This window comes from Stenotrophomonas sp. YAU14D1_LEIMI4_1 (assembly GCF_003086815.1).
Classification (GTDB): domain Bacteria; phylum Pseudomonadota; class Gammaproteobacteria; order Xanthomonadales; family Xanthomonadaceae; genus Stenotrophomonas.
Genome location: NZ_CP025997.1, coordinates 3,910,786 through 3,929,684, shown reverse-complemented (window position 1 = coordinate 3,929,684; position 18,899 = coordinate 3,910,786). Strand labels below are relative to the sequence as shown.

Below are 18,899 nucleotides of genomic sequence, written 5' to 3'. Positions count from 1 at the left end.
CTGACAGGCGTCATGGGATAGTCCCAGCCAGTAGATTTTCTTAGGAGTCCGCATCGTGATCGATCCGGACGGCTATCGACCGAACGTCGGCATTGTGCTGATGCGGCAGGACGGGCAGGTATTCTGGGCACGACGCGTGCGCCGGGATGGCTGGCAGTTCCCGCAGGGCGGAATGAACACCGACGAGACCCCCGTCGAAGCCATGTATCGTGAACTGCAGGAAGAAACCGGACTGCTGCCCGAGCACGTCGAAGTGCTGGGCGCGACACCGGGCTGGCTGCGCTACAAACTGCCGGCGCGGGCCATCCGCCGCAATGAACGGCAGGTCTGCATCGGCCAGAAGCAGGTCTGGTTCCTGCTGCGCCTGACTGGCGATGAGTCGCACGTGCGGCTGGACCATACCGACTCGCCGGAGTTCGACCACTGGCGCTGGGTCGATTTCTGGTACCCGGTGGAACACGTGGTCATGTTCAAGCGTGGCGTCTACGCCCGTGCCCTGCGCCATCTGGCGCCGCTGGCACGCGGGGTGGCGGGGCAGGGGGTCACCTCCATGCCCAAGAGCGCGGCCGAGGCCTGGATGCCCGGCCAGGCGGCCGGCCATGACCGCCCACGCAAGCGCCCGCGCAGCCGCGGGTACTGGCCGAAGAAGGCCCAGGGCGACGGTCCGGCCACCTAGTGGCCTGAACGGTAGCGAGAATGGTTCAGGTCATTGATTGACAACCATTCTCGTTTGCATTGGAATAGCGACCAGGCCGCTTCCGGCCTGTCAGCCTGGTTCCTGCCCGTGTACGTCTGCATCTGCAATGGTGTTACCGACCACCAGATCCGTGAAGCCGCCTCGCAGGGCGTCACGTCGGTGGGCGAGCTGACCATGCGTACCGGTTGCGGCGCCACCTGCGGTTCCTGCCTGGACATGGCCGGCGACCTGCTGGCCAAGGCGCTGGCCACGCACGACCTGCCGCTGCCCGTGCTGGGCCTGCAGGCGGCCTGATCCGCCTTCGCGCGGCGTTGACGCCGCGCCCCCTTCCGCCTTGCTGCTGGCTGCACTGGCCAATGCGCACGATTCGCGTTCCTTCACGCTCGCGCGCAAGGGGTTACAGTGCCCGCGTTTTCAGCGTGCAGGAGCATCCCCATGAAGGGCGACACCAAGGTCATCGAATTCCTCAACAAGGTCCTCTACAACGAGCTGACCGCGATCAACCAGTACTTCCTGCACGCCAAGATGCTCAAGAACTGGGGCATCAAGGAACTGGCCGAGCATGAGTACAAGGAATCGATCGACGAGATGAAGCATGCCGACATGCTTGCCGACCGCATCCTGTTCCTGGAAGGTCTGCCGAACTTCCAGGCGCTGGGCAAGCTGCGCATCGGCGAAAACCCGACCGAGATCCTGCAGTGCGACCTGTCGCTGGAACGCGACGGCGTGGTCACCCTGCGCGACGCCGTGGCCTATGCCGATTCGGTCGGTGACTACGTCAGCCGCCAGCTGTTCGTGAAGATCCTGGATTCGGAAGAAGAGCACATCGACTGGCTGGAAACCCAGCTGGACCTGATCGAGCGCATTGGCGAGCCGAAGTACCTGCTGAGCAAGCTGGAAGAGTGATGGAACCCGCAGCGTAGAGTCGAGCTTGCTCGACTGCTCTACCCGCGGTTTGTAGAGTCGAGCTTGCTCGACTGTTTTTGCCTGAAGCAGTCGAGCAAGCTCGACTCTACCAAGGGGCCAAGGCAGTCGAGCAAGCTCGACTCTACCAAGGGGCCAAGGCAGTCGAGCAAGCTCGACTCTACCGGTTACCGGTGCTGCCCCAGGTAGCCGGTCAGCGCCACGCGCGCACGGGCGAATTCGGCCACCAGCAGCGCCACCGCCACGGCGGGGCGCTGCAGCGTGCCGCCGCGGGCTTCGCGCTCGATGCGCGTGGCCACGGCCGACAGAGACAGCGCACCCACATTCGCGCTGGATGATTTGAGGCTGTGCGACAGTGCCTGCAGGCGCTCGATGTCTTCGCCCTGTGCGGCCTGCTGCAACTGCTGCACCAGCAGCGGTGCATCTTCCAGGAACACGGCCACGATCTGCAGTGCGGCCGGACCGATCACGCTCTGCAGTTCCTCCAGCACGCTGCGGTCGAGCACCGGCTGCGGCTGAGTGTCTTTGTCGGGCGCTGGTAGAGTCGAGCTTGCTCGACTATCGCCATGTTGATCGTCATGTTGATCGCAGTCGAGCAAGCTCGACTCTACGATTGCGGGTGCGCCGCCCCAGCGCTGCAGCAGCGTGTGCAGGGCTTCGCGGTCGATCGGCTTGGACAGGTAATCATCCATGCCGGCCTGCAGGCAGCGCTCGCGATCGCCGGCCATGGCGTTGGCGGTCATCGCGATGATCGGCAGGCGGGCCTGGCCGGTCTGCGCTTCTTCATGCCGCCAGTGGCGGGTGGCGCTGTAGCCGTCCAGCACCGGCATCTGGCAATCCATCAGCACCACGTCGATGCCACCGGCGCGCATGGCCGCCAGCGCCTGTTCGCCGTCGGCCGCATTGCGTACCTGGCACTGGAAGACCTTCAGCAGCTGCTCGGCCACCATGCGGTTCACCGCGTTGTCTTCCACCAGCAGTACCTGCAGCCCCAGCGCAGGCAGCGTGGGCAGCGGCACGCCGGCGTCGGCCGCCAGCAGCGGGGAGGGCCGCGCACTGGCCATGGGCGCGCCCAGCAGGGTGTGCAGGGCGGCGTCGGTGAAGGCGGCGGGCAACTGCTGTTGGCGCGGCCGCGCGGGCGCGGCATCATCCTGCAGCCACAGCACCTGCAGCGCGTCGTCGTCGCCGCGCTCGGCCAGGGCGCGTTGCAGCGTGGCCTCGCCCTGGCGGCGCTGGCGTGCATCCACCAGCAGCCATGCCGGCGCCGGCTGGCCGGGCCGCGGCGCACTGCGCAGGCGCTGCACCAGTGCCTCCAGATCGGACAGCGCCTGCGCCTGCAGGCCGTGGTGCACGGCAATGCGTTCCACCCGCGCCTGCAGCAGCGGGTCGGCGCTGTACAGCAGCAGCGCGGCCGGGCCGCGGGCCGATGCCGGCAGGTCGCCGGGCACCTTCAACAGCGGAATCTCGAACCAGAACGTGGCGCCATGGCCGGGCGTGGACTGCACGCCGATCTGGCCGTGCATCAGGTCGATGATGCGCTTGCAGATGGCCAGGCCCAGGCCGGTGCCGCCATACAGGCGGGTGGTCGATGCATCGGCCTGGCTGAAGGACTGGAACAGACGCGCCTGCAGCGCCTGGTCGATGCCGATGCCGGTATCGATCACTTCAAACCGCAGCTGGTGCTGCGCCGGGCCTTCGCCCAGCCGCTGCACGCGCAGCTGCACGTGGCCGCGCGCGGTGAACTTGATGGCATTGGCCAGCAGGTTGCTGAGTACCTGGCGCAGCCGCACCGGATCGCCACGCACCGACAGGCGCACCGCCGGGTCCAGCTGCAGGCTTACGGAAAGCCCCTTCGACTCGGCGGCGCGCTGCATCAGCTGCACCACGCCATCGAGCAGTTCGCGCAGGTTGAACGTGGTGATTTCCAGTTCCAGCGCCTGCGCTTCCAGCCGCGAGTAATCCAGGATGTCATCGACGATGCGCAGCAGCTGCTGCGAACTGGCCGATGCGGTGGCCAGCATCTGCCGCTGGTCGTCGCCCAGCGGGCCGCGCGCGATCAGTTCCAGCATCGGCAGGATGCCGTTGAGCGGGGTGCGGATTTCGTGGCTCATGGTGGCCAAGAATTCGCCCTTGGCCAGCACGGCGGCTTCGGCGGCCTGCTTGGCCTGCAGCAGCTGGTGTTCCAGCTGCCCCTGGCGTTCGGTGGTGCGCCGCAGCTGGTCGCGTTCGCTGGCCAGCACGGTGCGTTCGCGCTGGCTGGCGGCCAGTTGCCGGCCGCGCGCCCGCAGGCGTAGGCCCAGCACTGCCAGAGCCACGGCGGCCAGGCACAGCGCCGCCAGCAGCGCGACCGTCAGCGGCACTCAGAGCACCGCGTTCTGGAAGTCGAAGTTCAGGTCGCTGCCGGCCGACTGCACCATGTTGCCCTGGATGTAATCGACACCGCCCACCCACATGGCCGCCGCGGCCTGCGGGTCTTCGATCTGCTGGCCGATGATCTGCAGGCCAGCGGCGTGCGCCTGTTCGATCGCACGGCGCAGTTCCTCGCGCGTGCCCGGGTTGGAATGGCTGCTGGAAAAACGCGCGGCCATGCGCACGAAGGCCAGCGGCAGCTGGGTCAGCAGGGCATCGGCTTCGCTGCCGGGTTCGAACTGGCTCAGGCAGAAGCGCACGCCGGCGCTGGCCATGCGCTGGCAGAACTGCTGCAGCGGCACGGTGTGGATGAGCGCATCGGGCAGGCGCACGTCGATCACCAGCGCACTGCCCGGCAGGTCGCGCTGCTGCAGCGATTCCAGCAGCCAATCGGCGAAGGCATCGCGCTGCAGGGTACGCAGCGACTGCGAGACGAACAGGTTCAGCGGGTGGGTGGCGTGGCGGTACAGATCCAGCAGGCCCATGGCATGTTCCAGCACCTGCTGGTCCAGGTCGGCAATGCGCCCGGCCGCTTCGGCAGCGGGAATCACCTGGCCGGCGGTCAGCACGGTGCCATCTTCCTGGCGCAGGCGCAGCAGCAGCTGGTACTGCGCGCTGCCGCCACCGGCCACCGCCACGATCGGCTGGTAGGCCAGTTCCAGCTGGCCTTCCAGCAGGGCCAGGTGCTCTTCCTCGTTCACCGTGGGGCGGTGCACGTGGCCGGCCACGCCGGAGCTGAGCAGTCGTGCCTGCAGGGTGGTGCGTTCGACCGCCTCCAGTGCGCTGGTGGCATCGTCGAAGCCGGGCGACAGCGGCGCATAGCCGACCACGCCGCGCAGATGCACCGATTCGTCGTCGCGGATCACGAAGGCGCGGGCGGACAGCTGTTCGCGCAGGTTGGCGGCCAGGGTTTCCAGATGGTCTTCGTGGGCATCGCGGGCCAGCAGCAGGAAGCTGTTGTCGTTCAGGCGCGCCAGCAGATGCGGATGGCCGGCTTCGGCCAGGCGTTGCCCGGCCTGCACCATCAGCCGTTCGAATGCGGCGTAGCCGTAGCGTTCGCGCAGGCCCAGCGCGCTGGAAATCTCGATGAAGAACACACCGCCATGGCCGTGGTGGGCCAGGCTGGCGCTCAACTGCTGCAGCACGTGATGGCGGGTGGGCAGGCCGGTTTCCGGGTTGCTGGTGGCCGGTGCACCGTTGGCGCCGGGCAGGGTGGCGGCCTGCGCACGGGCGCGGCGGATGCGGTTGGCCACGGCGGCAATCAGGTGGCGCGGCCGGATCGGCTTGCTCAGGTAATCGTCGGCGCCGCAGTCCAGCACTTCGAACTGGCGCTCCGGGTCCGGATCGCCGCTGAGGAACACGATCGGCAGCAGCTGCATGCCCGGCTGCTGGCGGATCATCGCGGTCAGCCGCATGCCATCCACGCCCGGCAGGTGCAGGTCCATCAGGATCAGGTCGGGGCGCTGTTCGCGGATCGCCTGCGGTACGGCATCCGGGTCGCCCAGCACCACCGCCTGCATGCCGGCGCCGTGCAGCACGCTCTGTGCGAACAGGGCCTGCGCGCGGTCGTCTTCGACGATCAGTACGCGGTACGGCGAATCGGCCGGGGGCGGTGCGGCGTCGCTGTTGCCGGCTTCGCCCTGCAGCGGCGGGAACGGCAGCGGCGGCGGTGCCGGCAGCTCGCTGCCAGCGGCGTGTTCGGTAGTGGCCTGCACCAGGCTCAGGGGCGCCGGAGCGGCCACCGCCACGGCGGGCGCGGCGTCGGGCGTGGCCCAGCGCTGCCAGTGGTCGGCAGGTGGGGTTTCAGCGCGTCCTTGGCGGGCGCCCGCGGGAAATTCATTTGCGGCCATGGGGGCTCCTGATGTTCACGGCCATTATGCGGCAAGGCCAGCCGTCATCCTGCGCGGGCGGGCCCGCTGCCGGCGCTGCCGCCAGCACGGGCAAGCCAGCGCACGCCCTTCCACAGCGTGCGCCACACCAGCCACACCAGCAGGGCACCGGCCAGGCTGCAGGCCAGCACCACGATCAACGCGATCCACGGGTGGGCCAGGGCAAGGGCGAGGCCGCCGATCACCACGGTGTCTTCGGCGGCCGAGGCAATCCAGTTGCTGGCCGGTTCCGGCGAGGTGTTCAACAGGGCGCGGGTGCCGGCCTTCAGGCCATGGCTGGCCAGGGCGACGCCGGCGCCGGCCACCAGCGCACCGGTGCCCAGATCGCCGTCGGGCGACAGCGTGGCGGCGGCCAGGAAGGCGCCCGCGGGCACACGGGCCAGGGTCTGCAGCAGGTCCCAGATCGAATCGACGCCGGGGATCTTGTCGGCGACGAATTCGGCCGCGGCCAGCGCCGCCGAGGTGCCCAGCACCCACCACGATTCGGTGGCCTGCAGGGCCGGGGGCAGGTCCACCCAACCCAGCAGGCCGGCCAGGCCGACGCCAAACACGGTGAGGTAGACGCGGATGCCGGCCAGCCAGGCCAGCAGGATGCCGATCACGAACAGGTGGGCTTCGGTCATGGCGGACTCCGGCGGCGGAACTGTGCGGGGTGCCACACTATCGGCGATGGCGTGCCTGAACACCACTGGCCGCTGGCGGCCGCCCCCGGGGAATCCCGCCGTTCCTGACTTACACTAGCCCGTCGTTTGCCACAGGGGCCGTGACGGTGTTGCCAATGCGATGCCCCGGAGACTACCCATGAACAACCGCCCTCCCATGCGTGTGCAGGTTCGCCTGCCGGGCGCACCACAACCGCCGCTCGATCGCCGTCGCCTGCTGATACTGGCCGGTATCTGGCTGCTGAGCCTAGTGCTGGCCGTGCTGGGTGGCTGCTGGCTGGGCGCGCCGCGCGATGCCCAGGGCCAGCGCCTGCAGGCCGCCGAAAAGCGCGCCGATACCCTGCAGACCCAGTTGACCGAGCTGCGCCAGAAGCAGGCCACCCTGGAAGCGTCGGACCGGATCAGCCGCGCGGCCAATACCGAAGTGCAGTCCTCGCTGGCCGAGCGCGACGAAGAGATCGCCGGACTGCGCGCCGATGTGGCGTTTTACGAGCGCCTGGTGGGTTCCACCAGCCAGCGCAAGGGCCTGAACACCCATTCCATCGAGTTCAGCCCGGAATCGGCCGGCACCTGGCAGTACACCGCCGTGCTGACCCAGAACCTCAACCGGGGCGCGATCAGCCAGGGGCAGATGCGCTTTACGGTGGAAGGTGTGAAGAACGGCAAGCTGGCCACGATCAGCTGGGACGAGCTGCACCAGCGCAACAAGGTACCGGGGCAGGATTACTCGTTCCGGTACTTCCAGCAGCTCAGCGGCAGCATCATGCTGCCGACAGACTTCACTCCGCAACGCGTGCGGGTGACATTGGGTGGGGGTGCGGGGGGCACGACCCAGGTATTTGACTGGAAACAGGCCGGTGCACCGGCCAGCAATGGGGAGTAGGCAGATGTTCGGGAACAGCAAGTCGAGCCGTGATGGCCAGCTGGTGGTGGATGCCCTGATCGGCAACCAGGTGGTGATTCGTGGCGATGTGGAATTCAGTGGGGGCCTGTACGTGGAAGGCCGCATCCACGGCAAGGTCATCGCCCAGGAAGGCGCCAGCGGTGCCACCCTGACGGTGGCCGAGCATGGCGTGATCGAAGGGGAAATCCGCGCCCAGGTGGTGGTCATCAGCGGCCGCATGGATGGCGACGTGCATGCCACCGAGAAGGTGGAACTGACCCCCAGCGCCCGGGTGAACGGCAACGTGCATTACCAGGTGGTGGAAATGAATGCCGGCGCGCAGCTGAACGGCCGCCTGATCCACGCCAGCAGCCCGGTTGCCGCGCTGCCCGCCCCGGAAGGCGAGGAGACCGCTGGCAAGGGCAAGGGCGGCGATGCCGCGCGTCGCAAGCTTGCCGAGGCCATGGCTTGAAAGCCACGCCCGGCGCCCCCATGCTGGGGCCATGAGCACGCTAGTTTCCCTGCCCGGCGCCACGCCGGCCGCCGCTCCCGACTACCAGTCGCTGGAGCGGCCGCTGAACTTCACCGAATCCGCTGCGGCCAAGGTGAAGGAACTGATCCAGGACGAGGGCAACCCCGACCTGGCCCTGCGCGTGTACATCGAAGGCGGTGGCTGTTCCGGCTTCCAGTACGGCTTCGAGTTCGACGAGAACCGCGCCGAGGATGATCTGGCGGTTCAGACCAGCGGGGTGACCCTGCTGGTCGATCCGCTCAGCCTGCAGTACCTGATGGGCGCCGAAGTGGATTACACCGAGAGCCTGACCGGTGCGCAGTTCGTGATCCGCAACCCGAACGCGAAGACCACCTGCGGCTGCGGCAGCAGCTTCAGCATGTAACCACCGGCACGCGCGGCGGGCAACGCCGACCTTGCCACCTGCTGCGAATGGCGGCAGGCTTGTGGAATGCTTACGACTCCTTCGCCGCTTTCCGGTTTCGCCTTTGTGGACGAACCGCTGGAGCGCGCCGATGCCCTGCGCGCCGATGCCGATGCACTGGCGCGCCTGTGGCCGGATGCGCGCATTCTTGTGCTGGACCAGGACGGCACGGCCTTCACCGATGAAGATGACCAGCCGCTGGCGTTGACCGGTGCCGCACTGGGTGGTGGCCCGGGCACTGCGATCTTCCTGGGGTTACGCGATGGTCAGGCATGGTTTGGCGTGGATGCCGCGCAGGTCAGCGTGACCGCGCCGCGACGGCTGGACCTGCGGCAGGCGGCGTTGTTGTGGACGGTGGCCGATGCCACGGCCTTCAGCTATGCGCGCGGCATGTCGTACTGGCAGTCGCGCACGCGCTTCTGCGGTGTCTGCGGCAGTGCGGTGGCCTTCGCCCGCGGCGGCTTCGTCGGCCGCTGCCCGCAGTGCGCCACCGAACACTATCCGCGGGTCGACCCGGCGGTGATCGTAGCCGTGGAAAACCAAGGCCGGCTGCTGCTGGGGCGGCAGGCCAACTGGGCGCCGCGCCGCTATTCGGTGCTGGCCGGGTTCGTCGAGCCGGGCGAAACCTTTGAACAGACCGTGACCCGTGAAGTGCACGAGGAGAGCAAGGTGCGGGTGATCGCCGCGCAGTACCTGGGCTCGCAGCCGTGGCCGTTCCCCGGCGCGCTGATGGTTGGCTTCCGCGCACAGGCGCACGACGATGTGCCCACCGTGGATGGCGAGCTGGAAGATGCGCGCTGGTTCACCGTCGATGAAGTGGGCGCGGCACTGGCGCGCGACGTGGAAGACGACGGCCAGGGCATCCGTCTTTCACCGCCGATCTCGATCTCGCGCGGCCTGATCGAACACTGGTACCGGCAGCAGCGCGGCTGAGCATTGCCGCCACCTGAACACGCGGCAGGTTACAGTGGAATCCGTCGCTGAAGGCGCGGCTGCGGCAGGTAAGGTAGCGGCGCCGAACGCTTGTTCATCGGGAGACCCGCCATGTTCACCACCCTGGTTGCCGTGCTGGTGGCGCTGGCCCTGGGCCATGTTGCCCCGGCCGCTGCCGCTTCACTGCGCCGTTTCGAGGGTTTCCGGCGCTGGCTGGGCTGGTTGGACGCGCATGGCGGGCGGGCCTGGCAGGGGCCGGTCGGGGTGCTGGTGGCACTGCTGCCGCCGCTGCTGCTGATGGGGCTGCTGGTGTGGCTGCTGAGCGGGGTGCTGTTCGGGCTGCCCGCGCTGTTGCTGGGCGTGGCGGTGCTCGCCTGGTGCTGGGGCCCGCGCGATCTGGACCGCGATGTTGAAGCGGTGATCGACGCCGACGAGGCCAGTGCCCGCCAGGCGGCGGTGCGGCACCTGCAGGCCGCCGGTGGCAGCCTGCGCGAGGATGTTCCGTCGCTGGTGGAAGCGACCGTGTTGAATGCACTGCGGCGCTGGTTCGCGGTGCTGTTCTGGTTCCTGTTGCTGGGCCCGGTCGGGGCGCTGGCCTACCGTCTGTTGGCGCTGATGGCCGAGAGCCCGATGCGGGCGCGGGTGCCGGTGGAACCGCTGGCCTTGGCGCAGCGCGTGCTGTCGTGGATTGAATGGCCGGTGGCCCAGCTGATGGCGTTTTCGATGGCGCTGGTGGGCAACTTCGATACCGCGTGGAGGGCCTGGCGGCAGGCCCATGGCGAACGGCTGGCCGGCGGCATCGGTTTCCTGGGCGCGGTGGCGCGTGCCAGCGTCAACGCGGAGCTGCGCGAGGACGCGCACGATTACACCGAAGCGGGGCTGTTGCCGGTGTGGCAGCGGCTGCCGGACCTGCGCGATGCGATGAGCCTGGTGTGGCGCATGCTGCTGCTGTGGCTGGCGGTGCTGGCCCTGCTGGTGATTGCCGGCTGGGTAACGTAGGTGTTCGGGCAGGGCTTGCAGCCCTGCACCCCTGTAGAGTCGAGCCATGCTCGACTGAAGCAACGTCAACGTCAAAAGCTGGGTATCCGTGGGATGGCGGGGCGGTGTGGGTGGGCAGGACACGCCGTAAACCCGTCCATGGGGGCTCGTAGGCGCCTTGCTCGCGCGCGCAATCCTGCGCGCCCGGCAAGACCGGGGTTGGGCGTCCTGCCCAACCCGCCCGAGGCATGCCTCGGGCCCATGGCGCCTGCGGTCCTGCTCACCCACACCGCCCCACCTCTGACAGTTCCCCGCAGCTGTCGGTAGGTGTCGACCTTGGTCGACACAGTAGATCCACGCCATGCGTGGATACCGAGCGCAGCGACCCGCTGTGGCTTTTGATCTTCTCTTCTTTTCCGTGGTGGACGCGCACGGAAACTGTCCGTGGCCGGTCGCGGTGGGCTGCGCAGGGGCGTGAGCCGCATGGATGCGGCGACCGAGCTTACATGGACGTACTTGCAGCGTCCCCTGCGCAGCCCATCGCGACCGGCCAATCCCATGATCGAGAAGCAACGCCCCACCACGAGGGGCTGCGCCGTTGGCTGGAACCCTAGACCGGGGCCAGGGCGGTGAAGGGGGCCCAGGGCAGGTTGCGCAGCAGCGCGTAGCCTGGCAGCAGCCACAGCCAGAACATCGGGTTGGCCAGCACCCACATCAGCGGATCCAGCACGCGCGGGCGGATGCCGGCGCTGTTGAGCAGCATCAGCAACAGGAACGGCAGGCTGATGACCAGCAGGGGATTCATCGCCATCGCGCCGGGCAGGTCGAAGTGGACCAGCGAATAAAGGCAGCGCGTGCTGCCGCAGCCGGGGCAGTACAGCCCGGTCAGTGCGTACAGCGGGCAGCCGGGCAGCGGATTGCCCGAGACATAGGGATTGACGTGGCGCAGCACCACGGCGGCACCCGCGGCCAGGCCGGAAGCGGCCAGCAGAGGGGCCCAGCGGGCCAGTCGGGAGCGTGCGGGAAGGACGGACATGCGACAACGGGATCCGGCGCGGCGCCGGATCCCGCAGGGTGCATCAGTAGCTGCTGCCGCCGCCCATCACGCCGACCACGGCGATCAGGATGCCGTACAGGATGCCGACCACGACGGCGGCGATGGCCGACCAGATGGCCCACTTCTTGGCCTTTTCCGACGACTCACGGGCACCGGCGATGTCGCCAGCGGCCAGCTTGCCGTTGACCTGGGCGGCGTAGACGATCGACACGATGCCGGCCGGCAGGCAGCAGAACAGGGTCGACAGGATGGCCCAGACCAGATTGTTGGGGACCTGCGGGGTGGTGGTGTTCATGGTTCAAGCTCCTCGATGGGTGGTGGTGTGAATCAAAGGTCGGAAAGAGCGCCCAGCGCGGCCAAGCCGCCGAACAGCCCGAACCACAACAGCAACAGGACCGGCAGTGCGACGGCCGAAGCCACCGCCCACCAGCCCGCCTTGCGCGACGCACTGAAGGCCCCCGGCAGATCACCGGCCGCGCGGCGGCCGTCCACCTGGGACGCATAGACAATCGACACCACCCCCAGCGGCAGGCAGCAGAACAGCGTGGTCACGATCGCCCAGACCAGATGGTTGGGGATGTACACCGGACGCTCGATAGGTGGCGGTTGATTCAAAGCAAGACTCCATTCCTTGGCGGTCGGTCTGTCGCGGACAGGCCGAACCTCCCCCCTGTGGGTGCGTAATCTACCGCAACGCGCGCCTCATGTATGCGTTTACATGCCCGCCGAGGGGGGCTCGGCGGGTGTCCAGGCGGGGTAGCGGGGCGCGCTGCGCCCCGTGTCAGATGTGTCAGGCGTTGTCGCCGCGCAGGCTTCGCACCTGCGTTTCCAGCGCGGCCGCATCGGTACGCTGGCCGTCCACGGCCGGTGCGGCCACCACTTCCACGGTGGCGCGGAAGCGGCGCGGAACGCGCATGCGGCCCAGGCGGGTATCGCGCCGGCTCCACATGCTCGACCACATGCCGCGCAGGGCCATGGGCACCACCGGCACCGGCCTGCGCTCCAGGATCTTCTCCACGCCCGATTTGAACGGCGCCATCTCGCCATCGCGGGTCAGTGCGCCTTCGGGGAAGATGCAGACCAGTTCGCCCTCGGCCAACGCGGCATCCACTTCGTCGAACGCGCGCTGCATCAAGGCTGGGTCTTCGCGTGCGCCGGCAATCGGAATCGCCTTGGCGGTGCGGAAGATCCAACGCATCACCGGGATGTTGAAGATGCGGTAGTACATGACGAAGCGCACCGGGCGCGGAATCGTCGCCGACAGGATCAATGCATCCATGTAGCTGACATGGTTGCAGACCAGCAGCGCGGCACCTTCGTCGGGCACGTTGGCTTCAATGCCGTGCGGGCGCAGTCGGTACAGCGTGCGCACCATCACCCAGCTCAGGAAGCGCATCAGGAATTCGGGGACGATGGTGAAGATGTAGATCGCCACCACGGCATTGGCGATGGCCAGTGCCAGGAACAGCTGCGGGATGGTCCAGTGCAGCCACTCGCGCGCGGCCAGCGAAATGAGGGCGGCGCCGACGATGAAACCGGAATTCTGGATGTTCAGCGCGGCGAACACGCGCGACATCTGTGCCTTCGGGGTGCGGCTCTGGATGAGCGCGAACAGGGGCACCACGAACACGCCGGTGAACAGGCCAATACCGACAAGATCGACGACGATGCGCGCGCTGCCGGCCTGCTGCAGGAAGGTCAGGATGCCCATGCCGTGCACCGTGGCCTCGCCCGGGCGGGCGAAGTAAAGATCGAGCAGGAAGGCGGTCATGCCGAAGGCGCCCAGCGGCACCAGGCCGATTTCAACGGTGCGCGCGGACAGCTTTTCGCACAGCAGCGAGCCGACGCCGGTGCCGACCGAGAACAGGGCCAGCGCGAACAGGTACAGCTTCGGTTCGCCGCCCAGGTTGGCCAGTGCGTAGTTGGGCAGCTGCGAGGTCAGCACGGTGCCGACGAACCAGAACCAGGACACGCCCAGGATCGCGTTGCGCACCGCCTTCTGCTGCCGCGCCATGCGCAGCACGACCAGCGATTCCGGCAACGGGTTCCAGTTGATCTTCAGGTCCGGGTCGCCGGCATCGACCTTGGGGATCATGCGTGCGGCGATGTTGCCGCACACCGCCAGCGTGATGACCGCCGTGGCCGCCACGATCGGGCCATGGCTGCCGGCCAGCAGGAACACCGCGCCGCCCAGGATCATGCCCGACAGGATCGAGATGGAGGTGCCCATCTCCACCAGGCCGTTGCCGCCGGTCAGCTCTTCGGGCTTCAGCACCGCTGGCAGCACCGAGTACTTCACCGGGCCGAACAGGGTGGACTGCATGCCGGTGCAGAACAGCGCCACCAGCAGGAACGGCAGGCTTTCGGTCAGGAAGCCGACGGCCGCCATCGACATGATCACGATCTCCATGGTGGTGGTGATCACGATCAGGCGCGATTTTTCCAGTTTGTCGGCGATCTGGCCGGCAAGGGCTGAAAACAGGAAGTAGGGCAGGATGAAGATGGCCGGCGCCAGCGTGGTGTAGAGCGAACGCTGCTCTTCCGATACGCCCAGGAAGAACAGCAGGCCGATGATCGCTTGCCGGTAGACGTTGTCGTTGAAGGCACCGAGCGCCTGCACGATGAAGAACGGCAGGAAGCGGCGCTGGCGCAGCAGGGCGAACTGGTTGTGGCCGGACATGGAACCTCCTTGGACCGCCGCAGCCTAGCATTCCTGCCTGCACGGCGGGTGCGGGGCGGCGGGACACGCATTGGTGGCGCTCCATCCGAACGATGCCTGGCACCGCCATGGCGCCGGGCCGGAAGATGCCTCGGTGCTGCCGCGATGGCGGACCGAACGATGCTGTGATGCTGCGCGCTGCCGGGTCGAATGATGCCTCGATGCTGCGCGCTGCCGGGCCGAATGATGCCGCGATGCTGTCCGTCGTAGAGTCGAGCTTGCTCGACTGCTGTTGGCAGAGCAGTCGAGCAAGCTCGACTCTACCGTCGCCGTCGCCGTCGCCGTCGCCGTCGCCGTCGCCGCCACCGCCACCGTCATCGTCATCGGCACCGTCACCGGCACCGTCATCGGCACCGGCACCGGCACCGGCAACGGCAACGGCAACGGCAACGGCAACGGCAACGGAACCAGCCCCGTCACCGTCACCACCTCCCCCCATGCAGGCGGAATCAGGTCAGGCCGCGCGCCGCTTCGTTGGCCGCCGCGCGCATCTTCGGCAGCATGCGCAGCACCAGTGCCATCTGCGTGCGGATCAGCTGCAGCTTCGGCGCCATGCTGTCGTCGGTCTGTTCCAGTTCGGCGGCCACGGCGCGGTCGGCGTCGTTGTCGTCTTCGCTGACCGGCTGCCGCGCGCCCAGCGCACTGCCCAGCTGTTCCAGCGCCTTGCGCACGCGTTCGCCGGCGGCCAGGGCCAGCGGGTCGGCGGCGAAGCTGTCCACCTGGTCGCGGTGCGCGCCCAGTGCGGAAAGGTGGCCCAGCAGGGTGTTGGACAGTGCCAGGAAGCGGAAGCCGGCATCCAGGTTGCGGCGCACGTGGCCCGGTTCGCGCAGCATGTTCGACAAGGCCGTGGACAGCGCCGCATCGGCGTTGTGCATGTCGCGGCGGGCAATGCGGTAGGCCAGGTCATCGCGCATGCCGCTGCGGTACTGGCCCAGCACCGATTCCAGATAGCGCGCGGCGGTGTCCAGCACCCGCGCCAGTACCTTGTGCAGCTGCCGGCCCTGCCAGTCGGGCAGGATCAGGAAGGCCGCTGCGGCGGCAATCGCGCAGCCCAGCAGGGTATCGACCATGCGCGGCACGATCAGCACGAAGCCATCGCCGATCAGGTTGAAGCAGGTCAGCGCCATCACCGTGATCGCCGCCGAGGCCACCAGGTAGCGGTCGGTGCGGGTGAAGAAGAACAGCAGGGCCGACAGCAGGGCGATCAGCAACTGCACGTGCAGCTGCGGGAACAGCTGCAGCAGCGCCCAGGTCAGCACCAGGCCGGCCAGGGTGCCGACGATGCGCTGGGCCAGGCGCTGGCGGGTGGCGCCGAAGTTCGGTCGGCAGACGAAGACGATGGTCAGCAGCACCCACGAGCCGTTCTGTGCATTGAACAGGCGGATGGCCAGGAAGCCGGCGATCAGCGCCAGCGCCATGCGCAGGCCGTGGCGGAACAGCACCGAGCCGGGGGTGAGCTGCTGGCGGATGCGCACGCCCATTTCGCGCAGGGTATGTGGGTTGCTGTCGCGCAGGCGGGTATCGACGTTGTCCAGGCTGGCTTCGGAGCGTTCGGCGTCCAGCAGGCGGCGTTCGATGCTGCGCAGGTTGTGCACCAGCAGGTCCAGCGAACCCAGCAGGCGCTGCCACTGCGGGCGCTGCTGGTCGCGCAGGTAGGCCAGGGCATCAGCCAGGTCACGCCCGGCCTGCTGGTTGCTTTCGCCATACACGAACGGCCGGCGCAGGCGGATCGCCTCGCCCAGCCGTGCGCAGGCCTGGCCCTGCAGGTCCAGCAGGCGCTGGCAGCGGTACAGCACGTCGCTGTGGAAGAACGCATCGACCAGGGCGCCGTAGGGGTAGTGCGAGGAGCTGGCACGCTCATGGAAATCCTGGGCCATGTAGTACAGGCGCAGGTACAGGCCGGAATTCACCCCGGGGCGGCCGGAGCGACCGAAGCGCGCCATGATCGCGGCCTTGGCTTCATTGAGTGCGCCCACCACCCTGCGGTTCTGCTCGGCCAGGTCCAGCTGGCGACGGTGCAGGTCCGCTTCGCGCACCGGCTCGAACAGCGCGGCCTTCAACTGCAGGTAGCGGCCCAGTTCCTGGTACAGGCGGGCTACGCGTTCGCGTACCGGGCGGTTGGCGAACAGCGCGGTCCAGACAATGGACAGCAGGCCATACCAGATCGCACCGGCCAACAGGTGGCTGACCGCATGCAGGGCGCGTGGCAGATCGCCGGCGCCGCCGTGCTGCTCCAGCCCGATCATGGTGTAGATGGCCAGGGTGACCGTGGCCTGGGCGATGGAGGCGTAGCGTTCGCCCAGCGCGCCCAGCAGGGTCAGGCCGAAGGTGGACAGCGCCAGCGCGGCGATGAACAGCCACGGCCACGGGAACAGCCAGATGACCGACGCGGCGGCAATGCAGAAGCACAGCAGCGACAGGAGCACCGCCTTGGTGCGGCCCCACCAGTTGTCATCGGTCTCGGCGATGGCGCTGGCGATGATGCCCAGGAACACACCGGGCAGGGCCGGCAGTGCGTCCATGTGCCAGCACACGCCCAGCGCGGTGGTCAGGGCAATGAAGACGCGCAGGCCGTAGCTGGCTTTTTCATGGGCCCACAGGCGGCTGAGGCGGGAATGGGGCGCGGACATGCAGGCTCGGGGGGCGGAGTGCCCCCATTATGGCGGTGCGCGCGTGTGTAGGGTGTTGGAAGTGCGGACCAACGGTCCGCACCCACCGAAACCGCATCACATCTCCCAGCGCACGCTCACGGCGAAGGTGCGCGGCAGGCCGATGCCGGCGTTCGACCAGTACTTTCGGTTGCCCAGGTTTTCCACGCTGGCGCGCAGGGTGACCGGGTGCCCGCTGGCCATCAGGCGGTAGCCCACGCCGGCATTGACCAGGGTGTAATCGGGCAGCTTCAGGGTGTTGTCGGCGTCGTACCAGACATCGCCGTAGTAACGCACGGCGGCGTAGGTTTCCAGGCCATCCACCCACGGCAGCTGGTAGCTGGCATGCAGCACGCCGCTCCAGCGGGCGGCACCGACGGTGCGGTTGCCTTCCTGCGCGGCGCTGTCCGGCGACAGCTTGTCGTAGGTCGGGTCCAGCCAGGTCACGCCGCCACCCACGGTCAGCGCGTCGGTCAGGTGCAGGTCGGCGCTGGCTTCCACTCCTTCGTACAGGGTGATGCCATCCTGCACCAGGCGCAGGCCGGTGTCGGTCTGCTGGTCGATGTTGGCGCCACGTTCCAGCCGGAACGCGGCCACGTTCGCATTCCAGCGCGAGGCTTCCACCTTGGCGCCGATTTCATACTGCTTGCTGATGGTCGGGTCCAGCACATCGCCGGCGTTGATGTAGGTGTTGCCCACGCGGCTGCCGGCTTCCAGCGATTCGATGTAGCTGGCGTACAGGGTCACTGCCTCGCTGGGCTTGAACATGACTGCATAGGTCGGAGTGACCGGGTAGGTGTGGTAACGGCCCTTGGTCTCGAAGTCGTTGTAGCGCCAGCCAGCCAGCACCGACCAGCCGCCGCCGAAGTCGACGGTATCGCTGGCGAACACCGCCTGCTGCACGGTTTCATCGCCACGGGTCAGCACCCGCGAACCCACCGCGTCGTGGCGGATGGCAGAACGCTGGTACAGGTTGGCGCGACCGATGGTGTTCCACTCGTAAGGGCGGTCCCAGCCCAGCCCGGTCTGGTGGCTGACGCCGGCCACCAGCTGGTGCTGCAGCGGACCGGTGCGGAAGCTGCCCTGCACCAGCGCCTGCGCGAGCTTCCATTCGCTCTTGCCGCCCAGCTCGTACACGTTCACGTTGTAGTCGCCGTTCGGATCGTCGATGTAGGCGAAGATCTTGTTGACGTCGTTCCACGAGGTGGTGACGCCGTAGCTCACGCTGGCTTTCCAGTCGCTGTTGATCTGCCAGTTCAACGCGGTCGACAGCAGGCTGGAACGGGTGTCGTAGTAGGTGCCCGGCACGCTGTTGTCGACGTCGCCGGCAATCGGCCGCGGCAGCGAGGTCAGGCCGATGAAGTAGTACTGCGGCGATTCTTCGCTCAGGTCGCGCGACTGGAACACGCCGTCGAAGGTCCAGGTGAGCGCATCGCTCAGGCGCGCGTCCAGCGACAGTGCGCCGACCTTGCGGTCGACATGGCCGCCGTTGAAGGTTTCGCCCTTCTCCTGGTACGCGTTGAAGCGGTAGCCGAACATCTCTTCGTTGCCGAAGCGTCCGCCGGCATCGACACCGCCGCTGACGATGCCCTGTTCGCGCCAGCCCAGCTGCGCGGAGAACGTCGGGGTGTCGGTCGGCTTCTTGGTGATGTAGTTGACGATGCCGCCGGGTGCGCCGAAGCCGTACAGGAAGCCACCGGGGCCCTTCAGCAGGTCGACCTGTTCCATCACTTCCAGCGGCCATTCGGTGCCCCACGAGGACACCTGCAGGCCGTTCACGCGGTAGCTGTCGTAGTTCAGATCGAGGCCGCGGTTGCGGATGGGCGAGCTCCAGCCACTGGCGTAGGCGCTGACCTGGGTGGTGACCGAGGGGTCGAACAGGAAGGCTTCGCCCAGCGAGACGACCTGGCGCTGCTCCAGCTGTTCGCGGCCAACGGCGGTGATGGCGAACGGGGTGTCACGCAGGGCACGGTCGCCCAGCGCACCGGCTTCGGTGTGGGTGCGTTCGCCGACCACCTTGATGGCGTCCAGGTCGGTGGCGCTGCGGGTGTCGGCCGGGGCTTCTGCATGGGCCACGCAGGCAGCGGTCAGGGCGGCGGCCAGCAGGGCCACGCGCGGGTTGCGGAACGAAGGCATCGATCAGGTTCCTCGGCGGACGGCCACGG

General features: G+C 68.0%; 17 protein-coding genes. 8 read left to right on the top strand and 9 right to left on the bottom strand.

Features of this window, described 5'->3' with window-relative positions; translation table 11 throughout:
* Positions 1-55: 55 nt before the first annotated feature.
* From C1932_RS17970 to bfr, 3 genes are all read left to right on the top strand, one after another.
* Positions 56-676: an RNA pyrophosphohydrolase gene (locus C1932_RS17970; protein ID WP_108751086.1), complete on the top strand. Its 621-nt coding sequence runs from the start codon at positions 56-58 to the stop codon at positions 674-676.
* Between the two features lie 108 nt (positions 677-784).
* Entirely contained in the window at positions 785-991 is a 207-nt protein-coding gene (locus C1932_RS17965) for a (2Fe-2S)-binding protein (protein WP_057497541.1), read from the top strand.
* A gap of 141 nt (positions 992-1,132) precedes the next feature.
* A complete protein-coding gene (bfr, locus tag C1932_RS17960) occupies positions 1,133-1,603 on the top strand; it encodes a bacterioferritin (RefSeq protein ID WP_108754386.1) in 471 nt (156 codons plus the stop codon).
* Between the two features lie 185 nt (positions 1,604-1,788).
* On the opposite strand, the gene C1932_RS17955 is transcribed toward bfr, so the two are convergent.
* The 3 genes from C1932_RS17955 to C1932_RS17945 are packed head-to-tail and all read right to left on the bottom strand — an operon-like array spanning position 1,789 to position 6,542.
* Positions 1,789-3,981: a hybrid sensor histidine kinase/response regulator gene (locus C1932_RS17955; protein ID WP_108763079.1), complete on the bottom strand. Its 2,193-nt coding sequence runs from the start codon at positions 3,979-3,981 to the stop codon at positions 1,789-1,791.
* On the bottom strand, positions 3,982-5,880 hold the full coding sequence (locus C1932_RS17950) for an EAL domain-containing protein (RefSeq protein WP_108763078.1): 1,899 nt from the start codon (positions 5,878-5,880) through the stop codon (positions 3,982-3,984).
* 44 nt (positions 5,881-5,924) lie between these two features.
* A complete protein-coding gene (locus C1932_RS17945) occupies positions 5,925-6,542 on the bottom strand; it encodes a DUF4126 domain-containing protein (protein ID WP_108751082.1) in 618 nt (205 codons plus the stop codon).
* A 178-nt stretch (positions 6,543-6,720) separates the two neighbouring features.
* Between C1932_RS17945 and C1932_RS17940 the strand changes: the two genes are divergently transcribed.
* The 5 genes from C1932_RS17940 to ampE all read left to right on the top strand — a co-directional run bounded on the left by C1932_RS17940 (position 6,721) and on the right by ampE (position 10,331).
* Positions 6,721-7,464: a DUF6776 family protein gene (locus tag C1932_RS17940; RefSeq protein WP_108763077.1), complete on the top strand. Its 744-nt coding sequence runs from the start codon at positions 6,721-6,723 to the stop codon at positions 7,462-7,464.
* Between the two features lie 4 nt (positions 7,465-7,468).
* Complete coding sequence (locus tag C1932_RS17935; protein WP_108757367.1) at positions 7,469-7,936, top strand: polymer-forming cytoskeletal protein; 468 nt, start codon at positions 7,469-7,471, stop codon at positions 7,934-7,936.
* A gap of 31 nt (positions 7,937-7,967) precedes the next feature.
* Complete coding sequence (gene erpA, locus C1932_RS17930) at positions 7,968-8,360, top strand: iron-sulfur cluster insertion protein ErpA (protein ID WP_108747525.1); 393 nt, start codon at positions 7,968-7,970, stop codon at positions 8,358-8,360.
* Positions 8,361-8,426: 66 nt separating this feature from the next.
* A complete protein-coding gene (gene nudC / locus C1932_RS17925) occupies positions 8,427-9,332 on the top strand; it encodes an NAD(+) diphosphatase (RefSeq protein ID WP_108763076.1) in 906 nt (301 codons plus the stop codon).
* Between the two features lie 111 nt (positions 9,333-9,443).
* Positions 9,444-10,331 (top strand): regulatory signaling modulator protein AmpE, encoded by an 888-nt coding sequence (gene ampE / locus C1932_RS17920; RefSeq protein WP_108763075.1) that lies wholly within the window; start codon positions 9,444-9,446, stop codon positions 10,329-10,331.
* Between the two features lie 589 nt (positions 10,332-10,920).
* On the opposite strand, the gene C1932_RS17915 is transcribed toward ampE, so the two are convergent.
* The 6 genes from C1932_RS17915 to C1932_RS17885 form a co-directional block, all read right to left on the bottom strand.
* Positions 10,921-11,346, bottom strand: coding sequence for a DUF2752 domain-containing protein (locus tag C1932_RS17915; RefSeq protein WP_108763074.1), 426 nt, complete (start codon positions 11,344-11,346; stop codon positions 10,921-10,923).
* Between the two features lie 43 nt (positions 11,347-11,389).
* The gene (locus C1932_RS17910) at positions 11,390-11,662 is read right to left on the bottom strand and encodes a CD225/dispanin family protein (RefSeq protein WP_108751076.1); all 273 of its coding nucleotides are present in this window, start codon (positions 11,660-11,662) and stop codon (positions 11,390-11,392) included.
* Between the two features lie 32 nt (positions 11,663-11,694).
* Positions 11,695-11,982: a CD225/dispanin family protein gene (locus C1932_RS17905; RefSeq protein ID WP_108751075.1), complete on the bottom strand. Its 288-nt coding sequence runs from the start codon at positions 11,980-11,982 to the stop codon at positions 11,695-11,697.
* Between the two features lie 175 nt (positions 11,983-12,157).
* The gene (locus tag C1932_RS17900; protein WP_108763073.1) at positions 12,158-14,047 is read right to left on the bottom strand and encodes an MFS transporter; all 1,890 of its coding nucleotides are present in this window, start codon (positions 14,045-14,047) and stop codon (positions 12,158-12,160) included.
* A gap of 488 nt (positions 14,048-14,535) precedes the next feature.
* Positions 14,536-16,716: a YccS family putative transporter gene (gene yccS, locus C1932_RS17890; RefSeq protein WP_108763071.1), complete on the bottom strand. Its 2,181-nt coding sequence runs from the start codon at positions 16,714-16,716 to the stop codon at positions 14,536-14,538.
* Between the two features lie 96 nt (positions 16,717-16,812).
* Positions 16,813-18,870 (bottom strand): TonB-dependent receptor, encoded by a 2,058-nt coding sequence (locus tag C1932_RS17885; RefSeq protein ID WP_108763070.1) that lies wholly within the window; start codon positions 18,868-18,870, stop codon positions 16,813-16,815.
* Between the last annotated feature and the right edge of the window lie 29 nt (positions 18,871-18,899).

Excerpts from the sequence above, each read along its gene's own strand:
- bfr (WP_108754386.1), top strand. The coding sequence starts at position 1,133 with ATGAAGGGCGACACCAAGGTCATCGAATTCCTCAACAAGGTCCTCTAC.
- yccS (WP_108763071.1), bottom strand. The coding sequence starts at position 16,716 with ATGTCCGCGCCCCATTCCCGCCTCAGCCGCCTGTGGGCCCATGAAAAA.
- C1932_RS17900 (WP_108763073.1), bottom strand. The coding sequence starts at position 14,047 with ATGTCCGGCCACAACCAGTTCGCCCTGCTGCGCCAGCGCCGCTTCCTG.
- C1932_RS17950 (WP_108763078.1), bottom strand. The coding sequence starts at position 5,880 with ATGGCCGCAAATGAATTTCCCGCGGGCGCCCGCCAAGGACGCGCTGAA.
- ampE (WP_108763075.1), top strand. The coding sequence starts at position 9,444 with ATGTTCACCACCCTGGTTGCCGTGCTGGTGGCGCTGGCCCTGGGCCAT.
- C1932_RS17945 (WP_108751082.1), bottom strand. The coding sequence starts at position 6,542 with ATGACCGAAGCCCACCTGTTCGTGATCGGCATCCTGCTGGCCTGGCTG.
- C1932_RS17935 (WP_108757367.1), top strand. The coding sequence starts at position 7,469 with ATGTTCGGGAACAGCAAGTCGAGCCGTGATGGCCAGCTGGTGGTGGAT.
- erpA (WP_108747525.1), top strand. The coding sequence starts at position 7,968 with ATGAGCACGCTAGTTTCCCTGCCCGGCGCCACGCCGGCCGCCGCTCCC.
- C1932_RS17940 (WP_108763077.1), top strand. The coding sequence starts at position 6,721 with ATGAACAACCGCCCTCCCATGCGTGTGCAGGTTCGCCTGCCGGGCGCA.
- C1932_RS17885 (WP_108763070.1), bottom strand. The coding sequence starts at position 18,870 with ATGCCTTCGTTCCGCAACCCGCGCGTGGCCCTGCTGGCCGCCGCCCTG.
- nudC (WP_108763076.1), top strand. The coding sequence starts at position 8,427 with ATGCTTACGACTCCTTCGCCGCTTTCCGGTTTCGCCTTTGTGGACGAA.
- C1932_RS17910 (WP_108751076.1), bottom strand. The coding sequence starts at position 11,662 with ATGAACACCACCACCCCGCAGGTCCCCAACAATCTGGTCTGGGCCATC.
- C1932_RS17915 (WP_108763074.1), bottom strand. The coding sequence starts at position 11,346 with ATGTCCGTCCTTCCCGCACGCTCCCGACTGGCCCGCTGGGCCCCTCTG.